This window comes from Pleomorphomonas diazotrophica, assembly GCF_002844595.1.
Taxonomy (GTDB): domain Bacteria; phylum Pseudomonadota; class Alphaproteobacteria; order Rhizobiales; family Pleomorphomonadaceae; genus Pleomorphomonas; species Pleomorphomonas diazotrophica.
Genome location: NZ_PJNW01000002.1, coordinates 1,203,266 through 1,224,120, shown reverse-complemented (window position 1 = coordinate 1,224,120; position 20,855 = coordinate 1,203,266). Strand labels below are relative to the sequence as shown.

General features: G+C 65.3%; 22 protein-coding genes. 11 read left to right on the top strand and 11 right to left on the bottom strand.

Translation table 11 applies throughout. The features are described from left to right. Positions 1-128: 128 nt before the first annotated feature. The 8 genes from CXZ10_RS06755 to CXZ10_RS06720 form a co-directional block, all read right to left on the bottom strand. Entirely contained in the window at positions 129-839 is a 711-nt protein-coding gene (locus CXZ10_RS06755; protein WP_101288295.1) for an energy-coupling factor ABC transporter ATP-binding protein, read from the bottom strand. Continuing rightward, a complete protein-coding gene (gene cbiQ, locus CXZ10_RS06750) occupies positions 839-1,594 on the bottom strand; it encodes a cobalt ECF transporter T component CbiQ (RefSeq protein WP_101288294.1) in 756 nt (251 codons plus the stop codon). Before cbiQ ends, CXZ10_RS06755 begins: the two co-directional genes overlap by 1 nt. Then, positions 1,584-2,141: a carboxypeptidase-like regulatory domain-containing protein gene (locus CXZ10_RS06745; RefSeq protein WP_101288293.1), complete on the bottom strand. Its 558-nt coding sequence runs from the start codon at positions 2,139-2,141 to the stop codon at positions 1,584-1,586. Before CXZ10_RS06745 ends, cbiQ begins: the two co-directional genes overlap by 11 nt. Beyond that, on the bottom strand, positions 2,138-2,764 hold the full coding sequence (cbiM, locus tag CXZ10_RS06740; RefSeq protein ID WP_101288292.1) for a cobalt transporter CbiM: 627 nt from the start codon (positions 2,762-2,764) through the stop codon (positions 2,138-2,140). Before cbiM ends, CXZ10_RS06745 begins: the two co-directional genes overlap by 4 nt. Before the next feature lie 21 nt (positions 2,765-2,785). After that, positions 2,786-3,547: a DUF4198 domain-containing protein gene (locus tag CXZ10_RS06735; RefSeq protein WP_101288291.1), complete on the bottom strand. Its 762-nt coding sequence runs from the start codon at positions 3,545-3,547 to the stop codon at positions 2,786-2,788. 96 nt (positions 3,548-3,643) lie between these two features. Further along, a complete protein-coding gene (gene nikR / locus CXZ10_RS06730; protein ID WP_101288290.1) occupies positions 3,644-4,096 on the bottom strand; it encodes a nickel-responsive transcriptional regulator NikR in 453 nt (150 codons plus the stop codon). Between the two features lie 85 nt (positions 4,097-4,181). After that, positions 4,182-5,411, bottom strand: coding sequence for a DUF2325 domain-containing protein (locus CXZ10_RS06725; RefSeq protein WP_180335886.1), 1,230 nt, complete (start codon positions 5,409-5,411; stop codon positions 4,182-4,184). A 1-nt stretch (position 5,412) separates the two neighbouring features. Beyond that, entirely contained in the window at positions 5,413-5,916 is a 504-nt protein-coding gene (locus CXZ10_RS06720) for a hypothetical protein (RefSeq protein ID WP_101288288.1), read from the bottom strand. 156 nt (positions 5,917-6,072) lie between these two features. On the opposite strand from CXZ10_RS06720, the gene CXZ10_RS06715 reads away from it, so the two are divergent. The 9 genes from CXZ10_RS06715 to CXZ10_RS06675 all read left to right on the top strand — a co-directional run bounded on the left by CXZ10_RS06715 (position 6,073) and on the right by CXZ10_RS06675 (position 17,467). Next, positions 6,073-6,864 carry an alpha/beta fold hydrolase gene (locus tag CXZ10_RS06715; RefSeq protein WP_180335885.1) on the top strand — a complete coding sequence of 264 codons (792 nt, stop codon included), beginning with the start codon at positions 6,073-6,075 and terminating at the stop codon, positions 6,862-6,864. 27 nt (positions 6,865-6,891) lie between these two features. Continuing rightward, a complete protein-coding gene (ybaK, locus tag CXZ10_RS06710) occupies positions 6,892-7,368 on the top strand; it encodes a Cys-tRNA(Pro) deacylase (protein WP_101288395.1) in 477 nt (158 codons plus the stop codon). A gap of 88 nt (positions 7,369-7,456) precedes the next feature. Beyond that, entirely contained in the window at positions 7,457-9,718 is a 2,262-nt protein-coding gene (gene parC, locus CXZ10_RS06705; RefSeq protein WP_101288286.1) for a DNA topoisomerase IV subunit A, read from the top strand. Between the two features lie 377 nt (positions 9,719-10,095). Next, positions 10,096-11,469, top strand: coding sequence for a septal ring lytic transglycosylase RlpA family protein (locus CXZ10_RS06700; protein ID WP_210199852.1), 1,374 nt, complete (start codon positions 10,096-10,098; stop codon positions 11,467-11,469). A 71-nt stretch (positions 11,470-11,540) separates the two neighbouring features. Beyond that, on the top strand, positions 11,541-12,758 hold the full coding sequence (locus tag CXZ10_RS06695) for a D-alanyl-D-alanine carboxypeptidase family protein (protein ID WP_101288284.1): 1,218 nt from the start codon (positions 11,541-11,543) through the stop codon (positions 12,756-12,758). Continuing rightward, positions 12,739-13,398 (top strand): dTMP kinase, encoded by a 660-nt coding sequence (gene tmk / locus CXZ10_RS06690; protein WP_101288283.1) that lies wholly within the window; start codon positions 12,739-12,741, stop codon positions 13,396-13,398. Before CXZ10_RS06695 ends, tmk begins: the two co-directional genes overlap by 20 nt. Beyond that, positions 13,388-14,440: a DNA polymerase III subunit delta' gene (locus tag CXZ10_RS06685; protein WP_101288282.1), complete on the top strand. Its 1,053-nt coding sequence runs from the start codon at positions 13,388-13,390 to the stop codon at positions 14,438-14,440. Before tmk ends, CXZ10_RS06685 begins: the two co-directional genes overlap by 11 nt. Positions 14,441-14,526: 86 nt before the next feature. Continuing rightward, on the top strand, positions 14,527-16,071 hold the full coding sequence (metG, locus tag CXZ10_RS06680) for a methionine--tRNA ligase (RefSeq protein ID WP_101288281.1): 1,545 nt from the start codon (positions 14,527-14,529) through the stop codon (positions 16,069-16,071). A gap of 217 nt (positions 16,072-16,288) precedes the next feature. Further along, complete coding sequence (locus CXZ10_RS06675; protein WP_101288280.1) at positions 16,289-17,467, top strand: NAD(P)/FAD-dependent oxidoreductase; 1,179 nt, start codon at positions 16,289-16,291, stop codon at positions 17,465-17,467. Between the two features lie 84 nt (positions 17,468-17,551). Here the strand turns inward: CXZ10_RS06675 and CXZ10_RS06670 are convergent, their stop codons facing one another. Next, positions 17,552-17,740, bottom strand: a complete 189-nt coding sequence (locus CXZ10_RS06670) for a hypothetical protein (protein ID WP_101288279.1) — start codon at positions 17,738-17,740, stop codon at positions 17,552-17,554. Positions 17,741-17,882: 142 nt separating this feature from the next. Then, positions 17,883-18,911: an Atu2307/SP_0267 family LLM class monooxygenase gene (locus tag CXZ10_RS06665; RefSeq protein WP_101288278.1), complete on the bottom strand. Its 1,029-nt coding sequence runs from the start codon at positions 18,909-18,911 to the stop codon at positions 17,883-17,885. Between the two features lie 221 nt (positions 18,912-19,132). On the opposite strand from CXZ10_RS06665, the gene wrbA reads away from it, so the two are divergent. Then, on the top strand, positions 19,133-19,732 hold the full coding sequence (gene wrbA, locus CXZ10_RS06660) for an NAD(P)H:quinone oxidoreductase type IV (protein WP_101288277.1): 600 nt from the start codon (positions 19,133-19,135) through the stop codon (positions 19,730-19,732). A 50-nt stretch (positions 19,733-19,782) separates the two neighbouring features. On the opposite strand, the gene CXZ10_RS06655 is transcribed toward wrbA, so the two are convergent. After that, a complete protein-coding gene (locus CXZ10_RS06655) occupies positions 19,783-20,337 on the bottom strand; it encodes a GNAT family N-acetyltransferase (protein WP_101288276.1) in 555 nt (184 codons plus the stop codon). A gap of 57 nt (positions 20,338-20,394) precedes the next feature. On the opposite strand from CXZ10_RS06655, the gene nrdR reads away from it, so the two are divergent. After that, the gene (nrdR, locus tag CXZ10_RS06650; protein WP_101288275.1) at positions 20,395-20,853 is read left to right on the top strand and encodes a transcriptional regulator NrdR; all 459 of its coding nucleotides are present in this window, start codon (positions 20,395-20,397) and stop codon (positions 20,851-20,853) included. Positions 20,854-20,855: the final 2 nt, after the last annotated feature.

Here is a 20,855-nt window from a genome sequence, read left to right as displayed (position 1 = left end):
CGGCATGGCATCAGATGATACGGCCAAACTGGTTCCGCAACGCTGGCGCAAGGCGAGACATCACAAGCTCGGCGTCGCCTGAGGCAAGATGATCCCCTCGGCAGCGCTACAGTCGCTCAACGGGCTGTCTAGTTCTCATCGACCGGATGAAAATGCACGTGGTCGTGCCGGTGCTGGTGGCGATGCGCCACCGCGGGCTTCAGGCGGCCGTCTTCGAGCAACACGGCCCGCGTCGACAGCGTCGCCAGGAAATGCGCGTCGTGCGACACGAGGATCATCGTGACAGGCAGTTCGGCGAGAATGGCGGTGAGACGGGCAAGATGCGCTTCGTCGAGCGCGTTGGTCGGTTCGTCGAGCAGCAGCACGTCCGGGTCCATGGCCAGCACGCCGGCCAAGGCCACCAGCCGCTTCTCGCCGCCGGATAGATGATGGGTGACGCGTCGCTCGAGCGATAGGAGATCGAGGTCGGCCAACACCGCTTTCGCCCGTTCGACCGCCTGGGCCGGGGTGAAGCCGAGGTTGAGCGGACCGAAGGCTACATCCTCGATCACCGTGGGCGCGAACAACTGGTCATCGGAGTCCTGGAACAGGAAGCCGACCCTCTGGCGCAGATCGCGAAAATCGCCATCGTCGCGCCGAGGACGGTCGAAGGCCAATATCTTACCAGTTTCAACCGCTTCCAGCCCGACGATGGCCCGCAGCAGCGTGGTCTTGCCGGCCCCGTTGGCGCCCGCCAGTGCCAGTCGTTCGCCGCTGTCGAGCCGGAGATCGACCCGGTCGAGCACCAGTCGGCCGCTGCGTCGGACACTTACCCCGGAGAGATCGAGAAGCGCGCTCATCAGAGGCGGTCCATGAGGAGGGCAGTGCTGACCAGGAGGGCGGTCAACGCGGCCGCGACGAAGTCAACAAGCCCGAGCCGTTCGAGCGTAACAAGCGGAAATCGTCCTGCGAAGCCCCGGCAGCGCATCGCCTCGTCGACCCGCTCGGCCCGCTCAACGGCGCGGACCAGCAACTGACCGATGAAGTGACCGTAGCTTTTCAAGGTGTGAAGGTTGGTGGCGGGCCTGAAACCCCTGAGGCGCATGGCGTCGTGGAGGCGCCGCGCCTCGGCGCGCAGGAGTTCGATGTAACGGATCGAGAATAGAAAAACCTGGACGAGGCGTGCTGGCAGGCCGAACCGGCCAAGGGCATGGCCCAGACGGATGGGCGTCAGGCCGGAAACGAGAGGCAGCACGACGAGCGCCGCCGCGCTGATGCGCAGGACCAGCGTCACCGCCCGCTCAAGACCGGGCACGGACAGGCTGAGCGGCCCGACCTCAATGAAGGGTGGAAGCGACGTCAGGAGAGGTAGCGCAACGAACAGGATCAGCAGGAAACCTTCGACATGCAGCAGTCGGCGGACCGTCTGCCGGGGCGAGACACCGGCCAGCATCGTAAGGGCCAGACCAAGGAGGATTGCCGTTCCGAGAAGCATCCAGGACCGGAGACTGACCAGCGCCAGAACCAGAGCCACGGCGACGACGATACGGGTGCGCGTATCGAGCCTGTCGAGGGGGGAGACGGGCGCTTCGGCATAGGTCACGTCAGTTGCCATGGCCGCTCCGGCGTGAGCGGAACCAGGCCCAGAGGCCGGCAAGGCCTGCGATCCAGCCGAGGCCGCCGACAAGATCGTTGAAGCGAACGCGCCCTTCGGCGGCGTCATAGGCCTCGAGCAGCGGCCGGATCTGCCGCGCCACCGCCGCGTCGACCGCTTGGGCGATGCGGGCGTCAAAATCGCCCGGTAGGGCAGATGCCGAAGGGGCGGCGCGGGTGGGGGAGGCAACGGCCGGCGCCCCATCCGTCGATATGTCGAGGTTGGCAAAATGGCCGTCTCCTGCCGCAAGGGTCAGGCGGTAGCGGCCAGGCTGCGGCGGCGTGAAGCTGAAGCCGCCATCCGTCCCGGTCTTGAGGCGGCCGATCTCATTGCCGTCCGGTGTTGCCACGAGAATGTCGGCGCCTTCGGGACGTCCGCCGCCGATGTAGAAGGCATAGCCGGCGATAGTGCCGCCGGTCACCTGCGCGAACAGCTTGAGACGATGCGCCTCGGCCGGCAGGACGAGAAAGGCGAGGGCGGCCAGAATGGAGGCGAGGCGGCGGATCACGGAGAGCTTCCGATGAAGGCGGACGCCCCGATCATCTCCGGTTTCACCTTGAGAAGATAGAGCGTCACGAAAGCGGTGACCAAGGCTTCGATGCCGGCGAGCGGCAGGTAGGCGAGGGCCATCACGCCGATGGCGGGGGCGAAGGACGGTTCCGACAAAGCGATTTCCAGGCCAACCAACCCGGCCGTGATGAGCACCGACAACGCACCGGCGCCACCTGCGAGCGCCGCGGCTTGTGCCGGACGCCCGGCGCGGACGAACGGACGAACCGCCATGGCGAGAAGCACGCCCGGCAGCGCCATGTTGAGGAGGTCTACGCCGAGCACCGTCAGTCCACCGAAGCCGAACAACAATGCCTGCAGCAGCAGACCGACAAAGATTGCCGGAAACGCCTTCCAGCCGAGCATGAGCCCGATCAACCCGCCGAGCAACAGATGAACGGACGTCGGGCCAAGCGGGACGGCAAGCGACGAGGCGATGAAGAACACGGCGGCGAGCAGCGCCGTCCGTGGAATGTCGCGATCACCCAGTTGGCGAACGCCCAGCGCGAGGCCTCCGGCACCGGCCAACGTGGCTGCGGCGAGAACCGGCAAAGACAGGACGCCGTCGGGAATATGCGCCATGTCAGGCCTCCGTTTCCGTCGTCACTTCGAGCTGCCCATGTCGGTCGTCTTCACCCATATCAGCGCGCCGAGCTCGGTGGCGGCCGGTGTGCCGTCCGGCGACTGAGCCTCCGGGCCATCGATCAGGGCGGCGAAGCCCCACCATCCCGCCCTGGGCATCGCATAGGAAAAGACGCCCATGTCGTCGGCCTTGATCACCTGGGTGATGAAGGCCTCGTTGGGCGGCGTCACCGAACCATCGTTGACCCATTCCACCTCGATTTCGGCGCCGGGCACCGGCTGGCCGTCCTTGAGCACGAGACCGCGGAACAGGTTGCCGGTCCAAAGGCCGGTCGGTCGGACGAGCGGCGCGATTTCTACCGGCAGGCCGACGAGGCGATCCCAGCCCTCGCCGGAGGCGTAGCCGTCCACCACCACCTTGGCATAGTGGACGATGTACTTGTTCTCGGCCGGCTCCCAATAGGGCTTGGGTTCGACGAACAGCACCTGGGCGCCCGGCTCGGCGATGGCGCGCTCCAAGCGCCAGGCCTGCTTGCCGTCGATCGGAGCCTCGTTGAGCGAGCTCGAGAGGTCTTCGACGCCTTTTTCCGTGACGACGCCGACTCGAACCGGCTTGGCCATATCCATGGTCGGGCCGCGTTCCATCGGATGGGTAAAGACGAGGTCGACGGTGACCTTGCCACCGTCGGGCAACACGTCCTCGGACGGCAGGATTTCCTGGAAATGGGCAAAGGCGGGCGAGGTGAGGGCGATCAGCGTCGCGACGGCAGCCAAGGTGCGCATTGATCTTTCCGTGTTGCGTTGGTATGAGAAAAATACAAAATCATCATACTGGCGCAATACGGTAAAAGGCTAAGGTGGTCTTGGCCTGCGTCCGGTTCAGTCCGATGTGTCGTGCGTGTGGCCGTGTTCCGCCGGGCGCTCGACTTTTCCCTCGATCGGCACGACCACGACCCGGCCATAGCGGACGCCCCGCTCGGCGGTGAGATGCTCGGCAAAATGGCTGATCTCGCCCGCCCGCCCCCTCAAGAGCGTGACTTCCAGGCAGTTGGCCTCGTCGAGGTGGACGTGGGTCGTGGCCAGCGAGAGGTCGTGGTGGTGGTGATGCACCGCCGCGAGCCGCCGCGCCAGTTCGCGCTTCTCGTGGTCGAAGGTGTAGACCACGGCGGCGACGCAGTCACGCTCGGGATCGTCGGTTATCGCCAGTTCCCCAAGACCGGTACGCGCCAGATCGCGGATCGCCTCGGAGCGGTTCTGATAGCCGCGCCGGGCGATGAAGGCATCGATTTCCTCGACGAGGTCGTCATCCAGTGTGATGGTCACCCGCTGCAAGGCGCTCTCCTGTTCCGGGCGTCCAATGCCCGCCGCCGGCGAGGGTAACAGGCGCTGGGCAGGGAAGGATAGGCCGTTCGTCCCCCTACACCCTCGCGAGCTCGCTGGCGAAGGACGAGTAGCTTGCCGAGGACAGCGGCAGATAGGTCTTGTTCATGCGGCCACAGATCGTCTTCAGCTTCTCGACGGCGGTATGGCTGACGCAGTCGACCGGGAACATCACCACGTCGGCACGAACGAGCACGCCGTCCAGCGTCTCGGCCGACTGCTCGGCGCCGCCGTCATGGTGGATCAGGGAACCCCGGCAGCGTTCGACGAGGTCGCGCATGCGCGACACGGTGCGCGGTCGCCCCCCGATATAGGCGATGCATCGTCCCTCGAGGTTGAACGGGCAGTCTTCGGCGCAGGCGCCGACAGTGCAGGGCGAAGCCTCGGCCAGCCGGTCGGACAGATCCTCGGCTCGCGCCTCCGCGGCGGCAAGCCGGCCAGTCAGCGCGTCAACCTCGGCGGCGAGTCGGTCGTTACGGCGAAGGGCGAGATCGAGCCGGCGGGCAAGGTCATCCGCTTTGTCGGCAAGGCGTGCCGTTTGCTCCCCGCCCTCCAGTTCGGCGACGCGGGCGCGTAGCGTCGCCGCCTCCCGCACGAAGGGCTCTATACCAGACACCAGACGGGTCAGGCGTTCGATCTCCCGGTCGCGACTGGCCAGCGCTTCCAAATGGCCGGCGCTGGCCTGTTCCAGCCGACGGACCAGGGCGGCGCATTGCTGTTCGGCCAGCGAACGGGCGCGGGCGTCGCCCCGATGCGAGGCGCCGCAGAGATGCGACATCATGTGCACCTCGCCAAAGACGCGCACTTCCAGCGCGCCGCCGAGATGGACGTGGCTCATCACCGCCCAAAAGGCGCCGGCAATCTGGCCCTCCGCTACCTCGCGATCCCAGAACGCCGAAAGCTCCTCTTCCGAATGGCAGCGCGATGCCTTGCGCACCGCGCCGGCGTGGTTGGCGTCGAGCAGTTTCTGGACGGCGTTGGAGGCTCGGTTGCGGGTCGACATGGCATGCACGAAAGCTCCGTGCAGCTCATAGTCGGTCATCTGTTCGATGCCGTGGAAGAGGCCGAGCCGCTTCGCCGTCTTGCGCAGTTCCGCCAAGGTCAGGCAGGTGCCGAGGGTCACGCAATGACAGCTCTTCGGCAGATCCCAGATCTTTGGCCGTTCGTGACGAACTGGGCGGAGCGGCGGCCGGTCGGGCGAGAAAGAGGACAGCGAAGTCGCGGCCTCGACTGGTCCCGGCAGGGAAAAGACGGGCTTGCCCAGCATGTCAGTTCCCCTTGGGCAGCAGAGTGCAGAGCGCGCGGTCGACCGCCTCGGCCGAGACTTCCAGCTCGAAGGGGCAGCCGCGCCCGGCGCAGAGGTCGGCATGGGCGCAGCGGAAGATGCCGGCACGCATCTCGACCAGTTCGGCACACATGCGCGCCTCCACCTCCTGGCGATCGGGCGGATCGAGCGCCTCCAGCACGGCGCGCCGCACCTCTACCTCGCGGTCGACCGGCATGCCCGGTGCAACGCCGACCGGCGCATGGACAAACCGATAGAGACGCGAGAACCCAATGAGGCTCGCCATGTAGCCGCCGGGCGCACGCGGGCGGGGCACCAGCGCGCATCGCTCGGTCAGTCGGCGGCAGGCGAGGGCATCCGCCCGTTGCGAGGCGGGAGCGCCACCGGCTCTCCGGTGTTTGTCCTCGCCGAGGAAACGCACGAGAACCAGGAGATCCTCGACATCCTGGGCAGGCCAGCTTTCGGGCGGAAGGTGGGACGCGGTCATGATGGGCTTCCGGCGATGAAACTCGCCGATAGGGAGCATAACTTGAATAAATGAGTCAAGTATAAGTGAAAGTGACTAGGTCGGACTGCTTTACCCTTGCCCTTCAAGCGACAAGCGGCCAATCTGCGTTGTCCGCGCATCCGTTCGGAGTTGCGATTGTCCACCCTGTCTCCCGCCGCCTTCGAGGTTCGTCTCCATCATTCGGGTGGCAACGGCGCGCCTCTTCTGCTCGTTCACGGCTTCGGCGCCGACCGGCGCACCTTCACGGCCAACCAGCCGGCCCTGTCGGCGGTCGCCGACGTCTGGTCGCTCGACCTGCCGGGCCATGGGGCCTCGCCCTGGGTGGAGGGTGGAGTGCCATCGGCCGCAGCCTTCGCCGATGCCATTTGCTGGGCGCTCGATGCCGTCGGCGTCGGCCGGGTCGACATGGTCGGCCATTCCCTGGGCGGCGCGGTCTCGGGCGTCTTCGCAGCCCGCCATCCCGATCGTATCCGGTCCCTGACCGCTCTCGCGGCCTCGGGCCTCGGCCGGCCGGTACCGCGCGTCTTCGTCGAGACCTTGCCGACGCTCACCGACGTCGAGGCGACCGAGCATCTGCTCCAGCGTCTGTTCGTCAGGAAGAGCCTCGCCAACCGGCGCCTGGCGCTCTACATGCTCGACGAACTCGAAAAACCGGGCCGTCGCGCCGCGCTATCGCGCATTGCCTCGGAAATGACGGCGATCTCAGCCGAGGCGGACGCAGCCTTCCGAAAAGTCGCCGACGCTGGTCTGCCGCGCCTCGTTGTCTGGGGCGCCGGCGATGCCGTCAATCCGCTCGATGAGGAGCGGCTCACCGCTGTGGGTGGCGAGCGCTTCGTCCTGCCCGATATCGGCCACCTGCCACATGTCGAGGCGGCCGTGGCCGTCAATCGCCGGCTCACAGATTTTCTGTCCGGGCTCTCCGCCTGACCCCATTTGCTGAACAAGGCTTTTTCGATGTCTCGCACCACCCGCGCCACCCAGTTTCTCGACAAGGCGCGCGTCGCCTACGAGACGGTGACCTATGATTACGACCCCGACGCCGACCGCATCGGCATGCAGGCGGCCGAGGCGATCGGCGCCGAGCCGTTCCGGGTCCTCAAAACGCTGATGGCCGAGGTGGATGGCAAGGCGGTCTGCGTTGTCGTGCCGTCCGATCACGAGGTCAGCATGAAGAAGCTGGCGGCGGCTTTCGGAGGCAAATCGGCGCAGATGATGAAGCCGGCCGATGCCGAGCGGGTCACCGGCTACCATGTCGGCGGCATCTCGCCCTTCGGCCAGAAGAAACGTGTGCCAACCGCCTTCGAGGAAGCGGCTCTTGCCCATGACACCGTCTACATGAATGGCGGCCAGCGTGGCCTTCAGGTGCATCTGAAGCCGGCCGACGCGGTGAAGGTGCTTGAGGCGAAGACGGCGCCGCTCGTGGCCGATTGATCACTAGTCGTGGACAAAACGTGTACAACGGCCGATAACGCTTGCCATTCTGTTGCACTTGGTCGGGGGTGATTCTACCCATCGTGCCATGGGCAAGGAACTGATTCCCTCGGACGGCATCGAGCCGATCAATCTGCGAGAGGCGCTCGAGGAGCGCTATCTCGCCTACGCTTTGTCGACCATCATGCACCGGGCGCTGCCCGACGTGCGCGACGGTCTGAAGCCTGTGCACCGGCGCATTCTCTACGCCATGCGCCTTCTCCGCCTCGACCCCGGTAACGCCTTCAAGAAGTGCGCCCGCGTGGTTGGCGACGTCATCGGCAAGTATCACCCGCATGGCGACGGCGCGGTCTACGAGGCGATGGTGCGTCTCGCCCAGGACTTCTCCCAGCGCTATCCGCTGGTCGACGGCCAAGGCAACTTCGGCAACATCGATGGCGACAGCGCTGCCGCCCAGCGCTATACCGAAGCGCGCATGACCGAGGTGGCTCGCCTGTTGCTGGACGGGCTCGACGAGGACGCGGTCGATTTTCGCGAGACCTACGATCAGGCCGACAAGGAACCAGTGGTTCTGCCTGGCGCCTTCCCGAACCTCCTCGCCAATGGGTCGGCCGGCATCGCCGTGGGCATGGCGACCAATATCCCGACCCATAATGTCGCCGAGATCTGCGACGCCGCTATCAAGCTGATCGACGCGCCGGACACACCGGTAGAAGGCCTTGTTGATCGCGATCAGGGGCCGATCCGAGGACCAGACTTCCCGACCGGCGGCATCATCGTCGAAAGCGCCGAGAGCATTCTCGAAACCTACCGCACCGGTCGTGGCGGCTTCCGCGTGCGCGCCCGCTGGCACCGCGAGGATCTCGATCGCGGCATGTGGCAGGTAGTGATCACCGAGATTCCCTATCAGGTGCAGAAGGCCAAGCTGATCGAGAAGATCGCCGAGTTGATCACCGATCGCAAGGTGCCGCTCGTCGAGGATGTCCGCGACGAGTCGACCACTGACGTCCGCGTCGTCATCGTGCCCAAATCGCGCAATGTCGACGACAAGCTGATGATGGAAGCGTTGTTCCGCCTGTCGGAACTCGAGAGCCGCTTCCCGATGAACATGAACGTGCTGTCGCGCGGCCAGGTGCCCAACGTGCTTGGCGTGCGGCAGGTGCTGATCGAGTGGCTCGCCCATCGGCGCGAGGTGCTGATCCGCCGATCACAGCATCGGCTCGACCAGATCAACGCCCGCCTGGAGCTGCTCGAAGGCTTCATCATCGCCTACCTCAACCTCGACGAGGTGATCCGCATCATCCGCGAGGAGGACGAGCCCAAGGCGGAACTGATCCGCGCTTTCGGCCTGACCGAAACGCAGGCCGATGCCGTGCTCAACATGCGCCTCCGCAACCTGCGCAAGCTCGAGGAAATGGAAATCCGCAAGGAGCACGCCGAGCTGTCCAAGGAAAAGGCCGAGATCGAGGACTTGCTCGGCTCCGAGAAGAAGCAGTGGAAGACGGTGCGCTGGCAGATCGGCGAGGTGAAGAAGGAGTTCGGTGCCGACAGCAAGATCGGCAAGCGCCGCACGACCTTCGGCGACGGCCCCGCTCATGATGTTGACGACGTGATGGAAGCGCTGATCGAGCGCGAGCCGATCACCGTCGTCGTGTCCGAAAAGGGTTGGATTCGCACGCTGAAGGGCCACATCTCCGACGTGTCCGGCCTGCAGTTCAAGGCCGGCGACGCGCTCAAACTGTTCTTCAAGGCGGAGACCACCGACAAGCTGATCGTCTTCGCCGACAACGGCAAGGCCTTCACCCTCGGCGCCGACAAGCTGCCGGGTGGCCGCTCGGCGGGCGAGCCGATCCGCCTGATGGTCGACATGGAGGACGGCGCCGACGTGGTCGACGTCTTCGTGCACAAGCCGGAGCGCAAGCTCCTGGTGGTATCGTCCGACGGCTATGGCTTCGTCACCGCAGAAGCGGACCTTGTTGCAACCACCCGCAAGGGCAAGCAGGTGCTGAACGTGTCGGCCGGCCAGAAGGCCAAGCTGATGGTTCCTGTCGAAGGCGACCATGTCGCCATCATCGGCGAGAACCGCAAGTTCCTGATCTTCCCGCTTGTTCAGGTGGCGGAGATGGGGCGTGGCAAGGGCGTGCGTCTCCAGAAGTTCAAGGATGGCGGCGTGTCGGACGTCAGGGTGTTTGCGGCCGAAAGCGGCCTCGTCTGGACCGACGCGTCGGGCCGGGTGTTCCAACGGACGATGGCCGATCTCGCCGACTGGATCGGCGACCGCGCCACCGCCGGTCGGCTGCCGCCGCTGGGATTCCCGAAATCGAACAGTTTTGGCCCGCGAGGATTGTGACGAGTCGCCCTGTCTGCAGAGAGAAAACACTACATTTTGTGTGTAGGAAATCGATGGCCTACATCCTTTGCTGCCTTTACGGGCCTGCCGAACGAATGTACAAATTGCACGCTGCCGGTTTCCTTTGCGAAGCCGGGCGCTAGGGATTGATCAGGGGATTCATCATCGAGCCGCCGTCTCATCTTTAACAAGAGCTTAGGGATGGTGTTCTAAAGTGAGCTGACGCACCCAGAGTGCGGCGCTCCGTCTTGGAAGACTCCGGAAGGCTGCCAGCCGTCTGGGGTCGCGATGATAATGAGTGCTCGAACGGCAAGGCGTACGGAATGACTGCAGGGCGAAACGGCACGCGCTCGACGACGAAAAAGCTTCTGACGGTGATGTCTACATCACTTGTCCTGGCGATCGGCGTGGCGGGCTGCGGAACAACCGAACAAGGCCCTCTCAAATCCGCCAAGGCGAAGATTGACCCCAAATATGGCGTCGCGCCCAGCCCGCGCGTCGTGGCCATGGGGGAGGCTGTTCCCAAGGGTGGCGGCCGCGCCATGGTCGGCAAGCCCTACCGGATCGCTGGCAAAACCTATGTCCCGAGGGTCGACCCCGACTACAAGGTCGTCGGTCTCGCCAGTTGGTACGGAACCGATTTCCATGGCCGTCGCACGGCCAACGGCGAAGTCTTCGACAGCGCCTCGATTTCCGCCGCCCATCCCACCATGCCGCTGCCGTCCTATGCGCGGCTGACCAGCCTCGCCACCGGCCGCTCGGTGATCGTCCGCGTCAATGACCGCGGCCCCTTCCATTCCAACCGCGTGCTCGACATGTCGCAACGCGCCGCCGACATGCTCGGCGTCAAGCGCGCCGGTGTCGCCAAGATTCGCGTCGAGTATGTCGGCCCCGCGCCGACCGAGGGCGACGACAGCGCCTTCCTTCTTGCGTCCTATCGTGGTCCGTCGTTTGAGCAGCCGCAGGCCGACAAGCCGAATGTCATGCTCGCTGCCGTCGAGTCGTTGCCGGGCGTGAAGACGATGATGAACGTCTTCGACGGGTCCGAAACGCCGAAGGCGGCACCGGCTGCCGCTCCCGCCGTGATGGCTGCCGCTGCGCCGGCCGATGTCGCCGGTGTCCCGGCGCCGGCGATCGACGTGGTGCCGCTGCCCCGTCCGGTCGAGACCTTCGACTACGTCACCATCGCCTCCGCCGATCCGGCTGACTATGTGGCGCAGTCGCAGATCGCCTCGCTGGCGCCCGCCGTGTCCGCGGCCATGCCGACCGCATCGGCGCCTGCCACGCCGCTGCCGCAGCCGCGCATGAGCTTCACCGACCCCGGCGCCAACACCTACCAGCCGACCGTCATGTTCGGCGACGTCATCTTGCCGCCGCTGCCGCCCAACGCATCGGGCTATGCCGCCGACCGCGTGTCGCAGGCCTATCAGGCCGTCGATGGCATCGAAGCCGGCACCGGCCTGTCGGAGCTGGTGGACAAGCTTGAGGGAATGTCCGGGTCCAATCCGAGGCCTGCCGCCGCCAAGGTGTCGTCCGGGCCGGTCGTCCAGCTGGGCGTGTTCGGCAATCTCGACAATGTCGCCAAGGTGAGCGCCGCGCTGTCGGCTTACGGAACGCCGGTCGTCACCGACATTTCCGTTGGCGGGCGCGACATGAAGCTGATGCGCCTCACGGCCTTGACCGTGGCTCCGGATCAGGCGATCGCCGCTGCCGAGGCGGCGGGCATCGACGGAGCCCGTCTCCTGCGCTGATCGGCTTGCCGCGCGGCGAGGGGATTGTCCGGCCTGTCGAGGCCGGAAGCGGGAGGTCCGGTTTCGTCGTCATGCGTGGGTTCGTTCTGCCGCTCCTTCTGGTCGCCGCCTTGCTGTCCGGCCCCGCCGTTGCGCTTGAAAGCGTTGCGCCGCGCGTCGCTCTTCACGATGAGACCACCGGATCGCTGCTGATTGCCAAGGATGAGGATAAGCCCTTCGCGCCGGCCAATTTCGCCAAGCTCGTCACCGCCGCGGTAGTTTTCGAGGCGCTGAAGACCGGCGAAGTGACCGAGACCACCCTTTATCCCGTCAGTGAACATGCCTGGCGAACCGGCGGCGCTCCGGCACGCGTCACCACCATGTTCGCGGCGGTGAAGTCCTTCGTGCCGGTGGGCGATCTGTTGCGCGGCCTGGTCGTTGATTACGCCAACGACGCTGCCATCGCGCTGGCCGAAGGTCTTGCCGGCTCGGAAGCCGCTTTCACGGAGCGCATGAACGCCTATGCCGTGCGCGTCGGCCTCAGGGGCAGCCGGTTCGCCAACCCGACCGGCTTTGCCGACCCCGAGGCGAAAACCACCCTGGCCGACATGCTGCGGCTGGCCGGCCATATCAGGACCGCCTATCCGGACCGCTATGCGCTCTACAGCCAGCCGGAGTTCCTCTGGAACAAGATCAACCAGACCAACAAGACGCGTTTCATCAAGGAACTTGCCGGCGTTGACGGCATGGTACTCGCCTTCGATGAGGCAGCCGGTTTCGGTGCCCTGTTGACGGCCGGCCGAGGCGATCGTCGCGTCACCTTGGCGGCGAGCGGCTACGCCTCGCTTGCCGACCGTGACAAGGATCTCAAGGCGCTGATCGATGGCGCCTTCTCCGAATACGGGCGGTTCGAGATCTATCCACCGGGTGCCGAGATCGGCCGGGTGAAGGTATTCGGCGGCAAAATGCCCGACGTGGCCGTCGTCTCGGCTGGTGGGGCGCCGGTGAATCTGACACTGCCGACTGGCGACCGCTCCCAGTTCCGCCTTGCCGTTGTCTACGATGGTCCGGTGCCGGCGCCGGTGACGCGTGGCGCGGTCCTTGCCCGCCTCGAGGTGCGCGTCGGCGACCGCCTCTATCAGTCGGTGCCGCTCGAAGCCGCCGTCGACATCGAGCGCGGCGAAATCCGCGACCGTGCCCTCGACGGCTTTGCCGAGATGTTCGCCGGCTGGTGGTACAGAACGATCGGGTCTATATCGATCGAGGATATCGTGAACTTGGGAGCGTTGCGTGGCCGGCACCAGGGGTAGGTTCATCACCTTCGAGGGCGGCGAGGGCACCGGTAAGTCGACACAGTCGAAGCGGCTGGCGGCGGCTTTGCAGGCGCGCGGCCTTGACGTGGTGCTGACCCGCGAACCCGGAGGTTCGCCGGCGGCCGAGACCATTCGCGGCCTTCTCCTGTCCGGCCGGGCCAAGCCGCTCGGCGTGCTGGGGGAGGCCTATCTCTTTGCCGCCGCCCGCATCGACCACGTCGCCGAACTGATCGAACCGGCGCTCGACCGGGGCGCCTTCGTGATCTGCGACCGCTTTGCCGACTCGAGCCGCGTCTACCAGGGCACGGCCGGCGGATTGCCCGCCGATGTCGTCGATGAGCTTGTTGATGCGGCCATCGGTTTCACCATTCCCGATCTGACGATCGTGATCGACGTGCCTGTCTCCGTCGGGCTCGCCCGCGTCGGCCATCGTTCGGAGGGCGCCGACCGCTTCGAGAGCGATGCCGTCGCCGTGCATGAGGAGCGGCGGCGTGGCTTCCTTGCGCTCGCCGATCGTTTCCCCGATCGCTGCGTCGTCATTGATGGTAGCCGCGAGAAGGATGTGGTGTCCGCCGAAATTCTGAACTTGGTCTTGGATCGCTTCGGGCCGTTCGGGGAGGGCGCCCGTGGCGATTGAGGACGATCGCGCCACCGAGGCCGACTGGCTGGAAGGCTTGCCGCTGCCGCGCGAGCAGACCGAACTGATCGGTCACTCCGTCGCTGCCGCCGAGTTGCACGAAGGCTTTGCCGGCGGTCGCCTGCATCATGCCATCCTGCTGACGGGACCCAAGGGTATCGGCAAGGCGACGCTGGCCTTTCGCTTCGCGCGCTTCGCGCTGAGCCACCCCGATCCCCTGAAGGCGCCACCGCCGGCCGCCGGCCTGCTGCCCGCCAACGACCGCGTCGCGGCCATGGTGGCGACAGGCGCCCATCCCAACCTCCTGCATCTTCGCCGCCCCTGGGACGACAAGGCGAAGAAGGTCAAGACGCAGCTCACCGTCGACGAGGTCCGCAAGACGGTAACCTTCTTCGGCAATGCCGCCGGCGTCGACGGCTACCGCATCGCCATCGTCGACGCCGCCGACGACATGAACGTCTCGGCGGCCAACGCGCTGCTCAAGATGCTGGAGGAGCCGCCGAAGCGGTCGCTGTTCCTGGTGCTGTCGCACGCGCCCGGCCGACTGCTGCCGACCATCCGCTCGCGCTGCCGCCGTCTCTCCCTCGATCCGTTGACCCCCGACGATCTCGATGCGGCGCTGACCTCGCTCGGCCTTTCGGTTGCCGAGGGCGACAAGCCGGCGCTGGCGGCGCTGGCCGAAGGGTCAGTGCGCCGGGCGATCGAGTGCATCGAGAACGACGGCCTCGAGGTTTATAGGCAGTTCCGCTCGCTGGCCGACGGCTTTCCGCGTCTCGACCGACCGCGCCTCTACCGCTTCGCCGATGCGGTCGCCGGCCGAAAGGGAGCCGATAGCTTCGACCTCTGCGCCGACCTGGCCCGCGGCTGGTTGTCCGAGCACATGCGTCTGACGTTGAGGGGCGGCGTTGATCGCCTCAACGGTTATGCCGCTGCCTGGGAGACGGTCAATCGCATCGTCGCGGAGACCGATGGTATCAACCTCGATCGGCGGCAGGCGGTGATTTCGGTGATGCAAAGCCTTGCGGGATGCGTAGCTAAGTAGCTATTCACAGGATGTGCCGCCGGCCTTCCTTTCGGAAGCGCCCTGTGACCTTCCGTCCGGCACCATCGAAACCCTGAAGCGAACTCATGAAACCGACGTTCTACATTACGACCGCGATCAGCTACCCCAACGGGGCTCCTCATATCGGCCATGCCTACGAGGCGATGGCGACCGACGTGATGGCGCGGTTCATGCGGCTCGACGGCCATGACGTCCGCTTCCTGACGGGCACCGACGAACACGGCATCAAGATGCTGCAGACGGCGCGCAAGGAGGGCATTACCGCCCGCGAGCTCGCCGACCGCAATTCGGCCCGCTTCCAGGAGATGGCAACGCTCCTGAACCTCTCCAATGACGACTTCATCCGCACCAGCGAGGAGCGTCACCGCATTGCCTGCCAGGCGATCTGGAAGGCGATGGAGGCCAATGGCGACATCTACCTCAACAAATACGCCGGCTGGTACTCGGTGCGCGACGAAGCTTATTACGGCGAGGAAGAGACTGTTGTCTCCGACGACGGTATCCGCTTCGGCCCGCAGGGCACCCCCGTCGAATGGGTGGAGGAGGAAAGCTACTTCTTCCGTCTCAGCGCCTATGAAGACAAGCTCCTGAAGCTCTATGAGGAGCAGCCCGACTTCATCGGCCCTGACGAGCGCCGCAACGAGGTGATGAGCTTCGTCAAGGGCGGTCTCAAGGACCTGTCCATCTCGCGCACCACCTTCGACTGGGGCATCCCGGTGCCGGGCAACGACAAGCACGTCATGTATGTCTGGGTCGACGCACTCACCAACTACATCACGGCGGTCGGCTACCCCGACGTGGACAGCGAGATGTTCCGGAAATACTGGCCGGCGCTGCACATCATCGGCAAGGACATCGTCCGCTTCCACACTGTCTACTGGCCGGCCTTCCTGATGAGCGCCGGCGTGCCGCTGCCCAAGCGCGTCTTCGCTCACGGCTTCATGCTGAACCGCGGCGAGAAGATGTCGAAGTCGCTCGGCAATGTCGTCGGTCCCAAGGAGATGATCGACGCCTACGGCCTCGACCCGGTGCGCTACTTCTTCATGCGCGAGGTGTCCTTCGGCCAGGACGGCAACTACAGCCACGAGGCGATCGTCGGCCGCATGAACGCCGATCTCGCCAACAACCTCGGCAACCTGGCTCAGCGGTCATTGTCGATGATCGCCAAGAATCTCGGCGGCGTTCTGCCGGTGCCGGGGGCGCTCACTGAGGCTGACCAGACGATCCTCAAGAGTGTCTACGAGTTGCTGCCGGTCTGCCGCGAGGCGATGGAGAGGCAGCAGATCCACCAGATGCTCAATGCCATCTGGGGTGTGCTCGGTGAGGCCAACCGCTATTTCGACGCCGAGGCGCCGTGGACGGTTCGCAAGACCGATGAGGCGCGCTTTGCCACGATCATGTGGGTGACGGCGGAGCTGCTCAGGAACGTTGCCATCCTGATCCAGCCGGTCATGCCCTCGTCGATGGAAAAGCTGCTCGACCTCCTGGCGGTGCCGGCCGATCGCCGCGCCTTCGACAGCTTGGGCGAGGGCAAAGCTCTCGTCGGCGGCGTCGCGCTGCCGGCGCCTGTCGGCATCTTCCCGCGCTATGTCGAGAAGGCCGCCGACTGATGGGGGTTTCAAGACCTGATCTAGGAAGCTCCTGGGCGTTCGTCGTCCGGGAGCCTTTTTCGAACGGGTGTCGCGAAGCCTTCTATCAAGGCACCGGCGCAATGTTTGTGCATGACATGCCGGAGCGTTGGGCGATCGCCCGCTTGACAGGGCGATAAGCAGAATTTCTGATGGCCTCACCGGGCGGCTCCGCCCCCGCAGGCAATCAGGTTCTCAAATGGCTCACTATGATGTCGTGATCGTCGGCGGCGCCGTGACGGGGTCGTCGGCCGCCTATCATCTTGCCGTCAACCCAGACTTCTCCGGCAAGGTGTTGGTGCTTGAAAAGGATCCATCTTACCGCAAATGCGCGTCCGCCCTTTCCGCCGCTTCCATCCGTCAGCAGTTTTCGACGGCAGTGAACATCAAGATCTCCCTACACGGGATTGAATTCATTCGGAATATCGGTGATCTTCTTGAAGTCGACGGCGACAGGCCCGACATCGGCTTCCACGAGGACGGTTATCTCTTTCTCGCCACCGAGGCCGGGAGGGAAACGCTGGTCGAGAACCACAGGCTTCAGGTCGAGCTTGGAGCCGACATCGCCTTCCTCGAACCGGACGCCCTCGCGGCCACGTTTCCCTGGCTCAGCGTCGAGGATCTTTCGGCTGGCTGCTATGGGCGCAGCGGCGAGGGATGGTTCGATGGTTATGGCATGATGCAGGCCTTTCGCCGCAAGGCGCGATCGCTCGGTGTCGACTACCGTCCCGCTCGCGCAGCCTCCATCGAAGTCGAAGGCGGCAAGGCGACTGGCGTTCGCCTTGAAGATGGCGAGATGATCTCCGCCGGCACGGTGATCAACGCGTCCGGCGCTGACGGTCGCAAACTCACCGCCACGGCCGGTATCGACATTCCCATCGAGGTGAAGAAGCGGATGATCTTCACCTTCAAGGCAGAGGACCGCATCGAGCGTTGCCCGCTTTTGATCGACCCCAACGGCACCTATGTGCGCGGCGATAGCGACGGCTTCATCTGCGGCTGGGCGCCCTCCGGTGAGGATGATCCGGAGGTGGAGGACGACTTCGACGTCGACTGGACCCTGTTCGAGGACCACATCTGGCCGACGATCGCCACGCGCGTTCCCGCCTTCGAGCGCATCAAGCCGGGCGCAGCCTGGGCCGGCTATTACGACATGTGCGCCCACGACGACAACGTGCTGCTCGGCGCCATGCCGGAGTTGCCGAACTTCCTGCTTGCCAACGGCTTTTCGGGCCACGGCTTGCAGCAGGCGCCGGCCGTCGGTCGTGGCCTCTCCGAACTTGTGGTCTACGGCGGCTACCGTAGCCTCGATCTGTCGGAGCTCTCACCGGTTCGCATCCGCGACGGGCGGCAGGTGAGAGAGAAGAACATCGTATGAAAAGGCCGGCGGTTTGGTCCCGCCGGCCTTGGTTCCGCCCGTCGATCGACATGCAAGCCGCGCCGGGCGGACTCGATGCCGTGTTCAGTCGCCGGCCATCTCGCGTCGGGGCTGGCGGTGCCGCCAACGGGCGAGACGCTGACGGGCGGCGTGCAGCGTGACGGCGAAGGGCGCCGCCGTGTCATAGAACTGCTGGTCGGCCACGGAAGGCCGCATCGGCTTGGGCCGACGCAGACCTTCGCGCGTGATGATGAAGGTCAGGATGTCTTGCATGGTCGCCTCCGGTGTTTTCCGGAGAACCATATAGGCGCACAAAAAACGATTCATACTGCCCGTTTTCGCAAAGCATCATTCAAAACTGAACGATCGCGCAGATCGGTCAGTCACATTAAGATGGATGCGATGCGAGGTCAGGTCAGGCCGTTCCGCCGTTGACCGCCGGCTTCACCTTGTTGCCGAGCAACTCGATGGAGTGCAGCGCCGCAGCGTGTGGAAGCTCCTGGCCTTGCAGCAGCAGGGTGAGGCGATCCACACCGCCGAGCGACTCGTTGACATGACGGACCTTGGCGATGATCTCGTTCGGACCGCCGATCATGAGAGCGCCCGTCGGGCCGCGCAGGGCGTCATATTGCGCGCGCGTCGTCGGCCCCCAGCCGCGCTCGCGACCGATCTTCGAGAAAGTGCGCTCGTAACCGGGCCAGTAGATGTCGGCGGCTTCCTCGGCGCTGTCGGCAAGAAAGCCGACCGCATGAACGCCGACGCTCAGCTTTTCGGGCGGATGGCCGGCTTCGGCGCCCGCCTTGCGATAGAGGTCGATCAGCGGCCGGAACCGATGCGGCTCGCCGCCGATGATCGCAACCACCAGCGGCAGGCCCAGCCATCCCGCGCGGGCGAAGGAGGCCGGCGTGCCGCCGACGCCGATGCGAATCGGTAGCTGCTTCTGCACCGGTCGGGGATAGACGCCCTGTCCGGTCAGCGCCGCCCGGTGCTCGCCCGACCAGGTCACGTTGACGTTGTCGCGGATGGTCAGCAGCAGGTCGAGCTTTTCGCTGAACAGTTCGTCGTAGTTCCGGAGATCGTAGCCGAACAGCGGGTAGGACTCGATGAACGAGCCGCGCCCGACGATGATCTCAGCGCGACCGTTTGAGATCAGGTCCAGGGTGGCAAACTGCTGGAACACCCGCACCGGGTCATCGGAACTCAGCACCGTCACGGCGCTGGCGAGGCGGATCGCCTTCGTCCGGGCTGCCGCAGCGGCCAGGATCACCGCAGGCGCCGAGGCGAGATACTCCTCGCGGTGATGCTCGCCGATGGCAAAGACGTCGAGCCCCGCAGCTTCCGCCGTCTCGATCTCTTCCAGAAGCCGTGCCATGCGCTCGGCATCGCCGGTCTTGCTGGCCGGAGTCCAGGTGGTCGAAACGAAGCTGTCGATGCCGAATTCCATGGTCGAATCCCTGAATGAGAGCAGGAAAGGCGCACGCCGCGACGCCGCGGCAACGGTTTCGATCAATGTGGACGCGCAAATGAACCGGAGAAAGGGGTGGATCGTTCACCCAGCGTGGAAAATGTGTCGCCCATTACGTGACTTTGCGTAACCGTTCGGAGGGTTAAGTTCAAGGCACCGCTTTCGCCGGCCGAGCCGGCTTTCATTGAGGACTGCGTAATATGGCCAAGGTTCTTGTGCTCTACTATTCTGCTTACGGACACATCGAGACGATGGCGAACGCCGTCGCCGAGGGCGCCCGTTCGACCGGCGCCACCGTTGATGTGAAGCGCGTGCCGGAGCTGGTGCCCGCCGATGTTGCCAAGGCGTCCTACTACAAGATGGACCAGGCGGCCCCGGTCGCCACGCCGGATGAGCTTGCCAACTACGACGCCATCATCGTTGGCGCCGGCACCCGTTACGGCACCGTCGCCTCGCAGATGCGCAACTTCCTCGACCAGACGGGCGCGCTCTGGGCGCAGGGCAAGCTTGTCGGCAAGGTCGCCTCGGCCTTCACCGCCTCGGCCACCCAGCATGGCGGCCAGGAATCGACCATTCTCGGCCTGATCCCCACCTTCCTGCATCACGGCATGGCTTATGTCGGCCTTCCCTATGCCTTCCAGGGCCAGATGGGTGTCGAGGCGGTCAAGGGCGGCTCGCCCTACGGCGCGTCCACCATCACCGACGGTGACGGCTCGCGTCAGCCGTCCGAGATCGAGCTGGAAGCTGCCCGTTACCAGGGCGCCCACGTTGCCAAGATCACGACCAAGCTGTTCGGCTGATCGCGCCTGACCGTTTGAGACACGCGCCCCGGAATCCACCGATTCCGGGGCTACTTGTTTTTGATCCGGGCGCGTTCGTAAAGGCCTACCGGCGTGCCCTCGGTGCCGGCGATGATGGCGGCTCGGGCATAGCCGACCCGTTCGGCCAGCCGGATCGACGGCGCGTTCTGCGGCTCGATGATGCAGGTGGTGAGCGGAAAGCGCGCCACTTTGTCGGCCCAGGCAAGGCAGGCGGCGAGCGCTTCGCCGGCAAAGCCTTGGCCATGGGCGGACCGCACGAAGGCCCAGCCGGCCTCCGGCAGACCTCTGACCGGTAGGTCGATCGGCCGCTTGAAATCGGAGAAGCCGATTTCGCCGATGAAGGCTCCGGTATCCTTGCGCGTTGCCGCCCAGAAGCCGTAACCCATGACAATCCAGTGCCCGGCATAGCGCAGATAGCGCATCCAGCTTTCGTGCTCGGTCGCGGGCCGGCCCGAGATGAAGCGGGTCACCTCCGGGTCGGCCCACATGGCGGCGAGCGCCGGGAAATCGTCGCGCCTGTGTCCTCGGAGAATCAGCCGGTCGGTCTCGATCTCCGGCGCCCGTGTCCTTCGGCTCTGTGGCATCGCCCACCCCTGATCGGTATAGTGCCGCTTTATCAGATTCGACGGAGAGTGAGCCCCATGCGGTGTCCTTATTGCGGCAATGAAGACAGCCAGGTGAAGGACAGCCGCCCCACCGAAGATGGTACCGCCATCCGCCGTCGCCGCGTCTGCATCGCCTGCGGTGGGCGCTTCACTACCTTCGAGCGCGTGCAGCTCCGTGAGCTCACCGTCATCAAGCGCTCCGGCCGGCGGGTCCCCTTCGACCGGGACAAGCTGATGCGGTCGGTGCAGATCGCGCTCCGCAAGCGGCCGGTGGAAAGCGAGCGGGTCGAGCGCATGGTCAACGGCATCGTCCGCCAGCTTGAAAGCATGGGCGAGAGCGAGATCGAGGCCGGGTTGATCGGCCGGCTGGTCATGGAGGGGCTCAAGACCCTCGACGACGTCGCCTATGTGCGTTTTGCCTCCGTCTATCGCGATTTCCGCGAGGCCAAGGACTTCGAGAGCGTGCTGGGCGAGCTCAACGCCGACAGCGAGTGAGG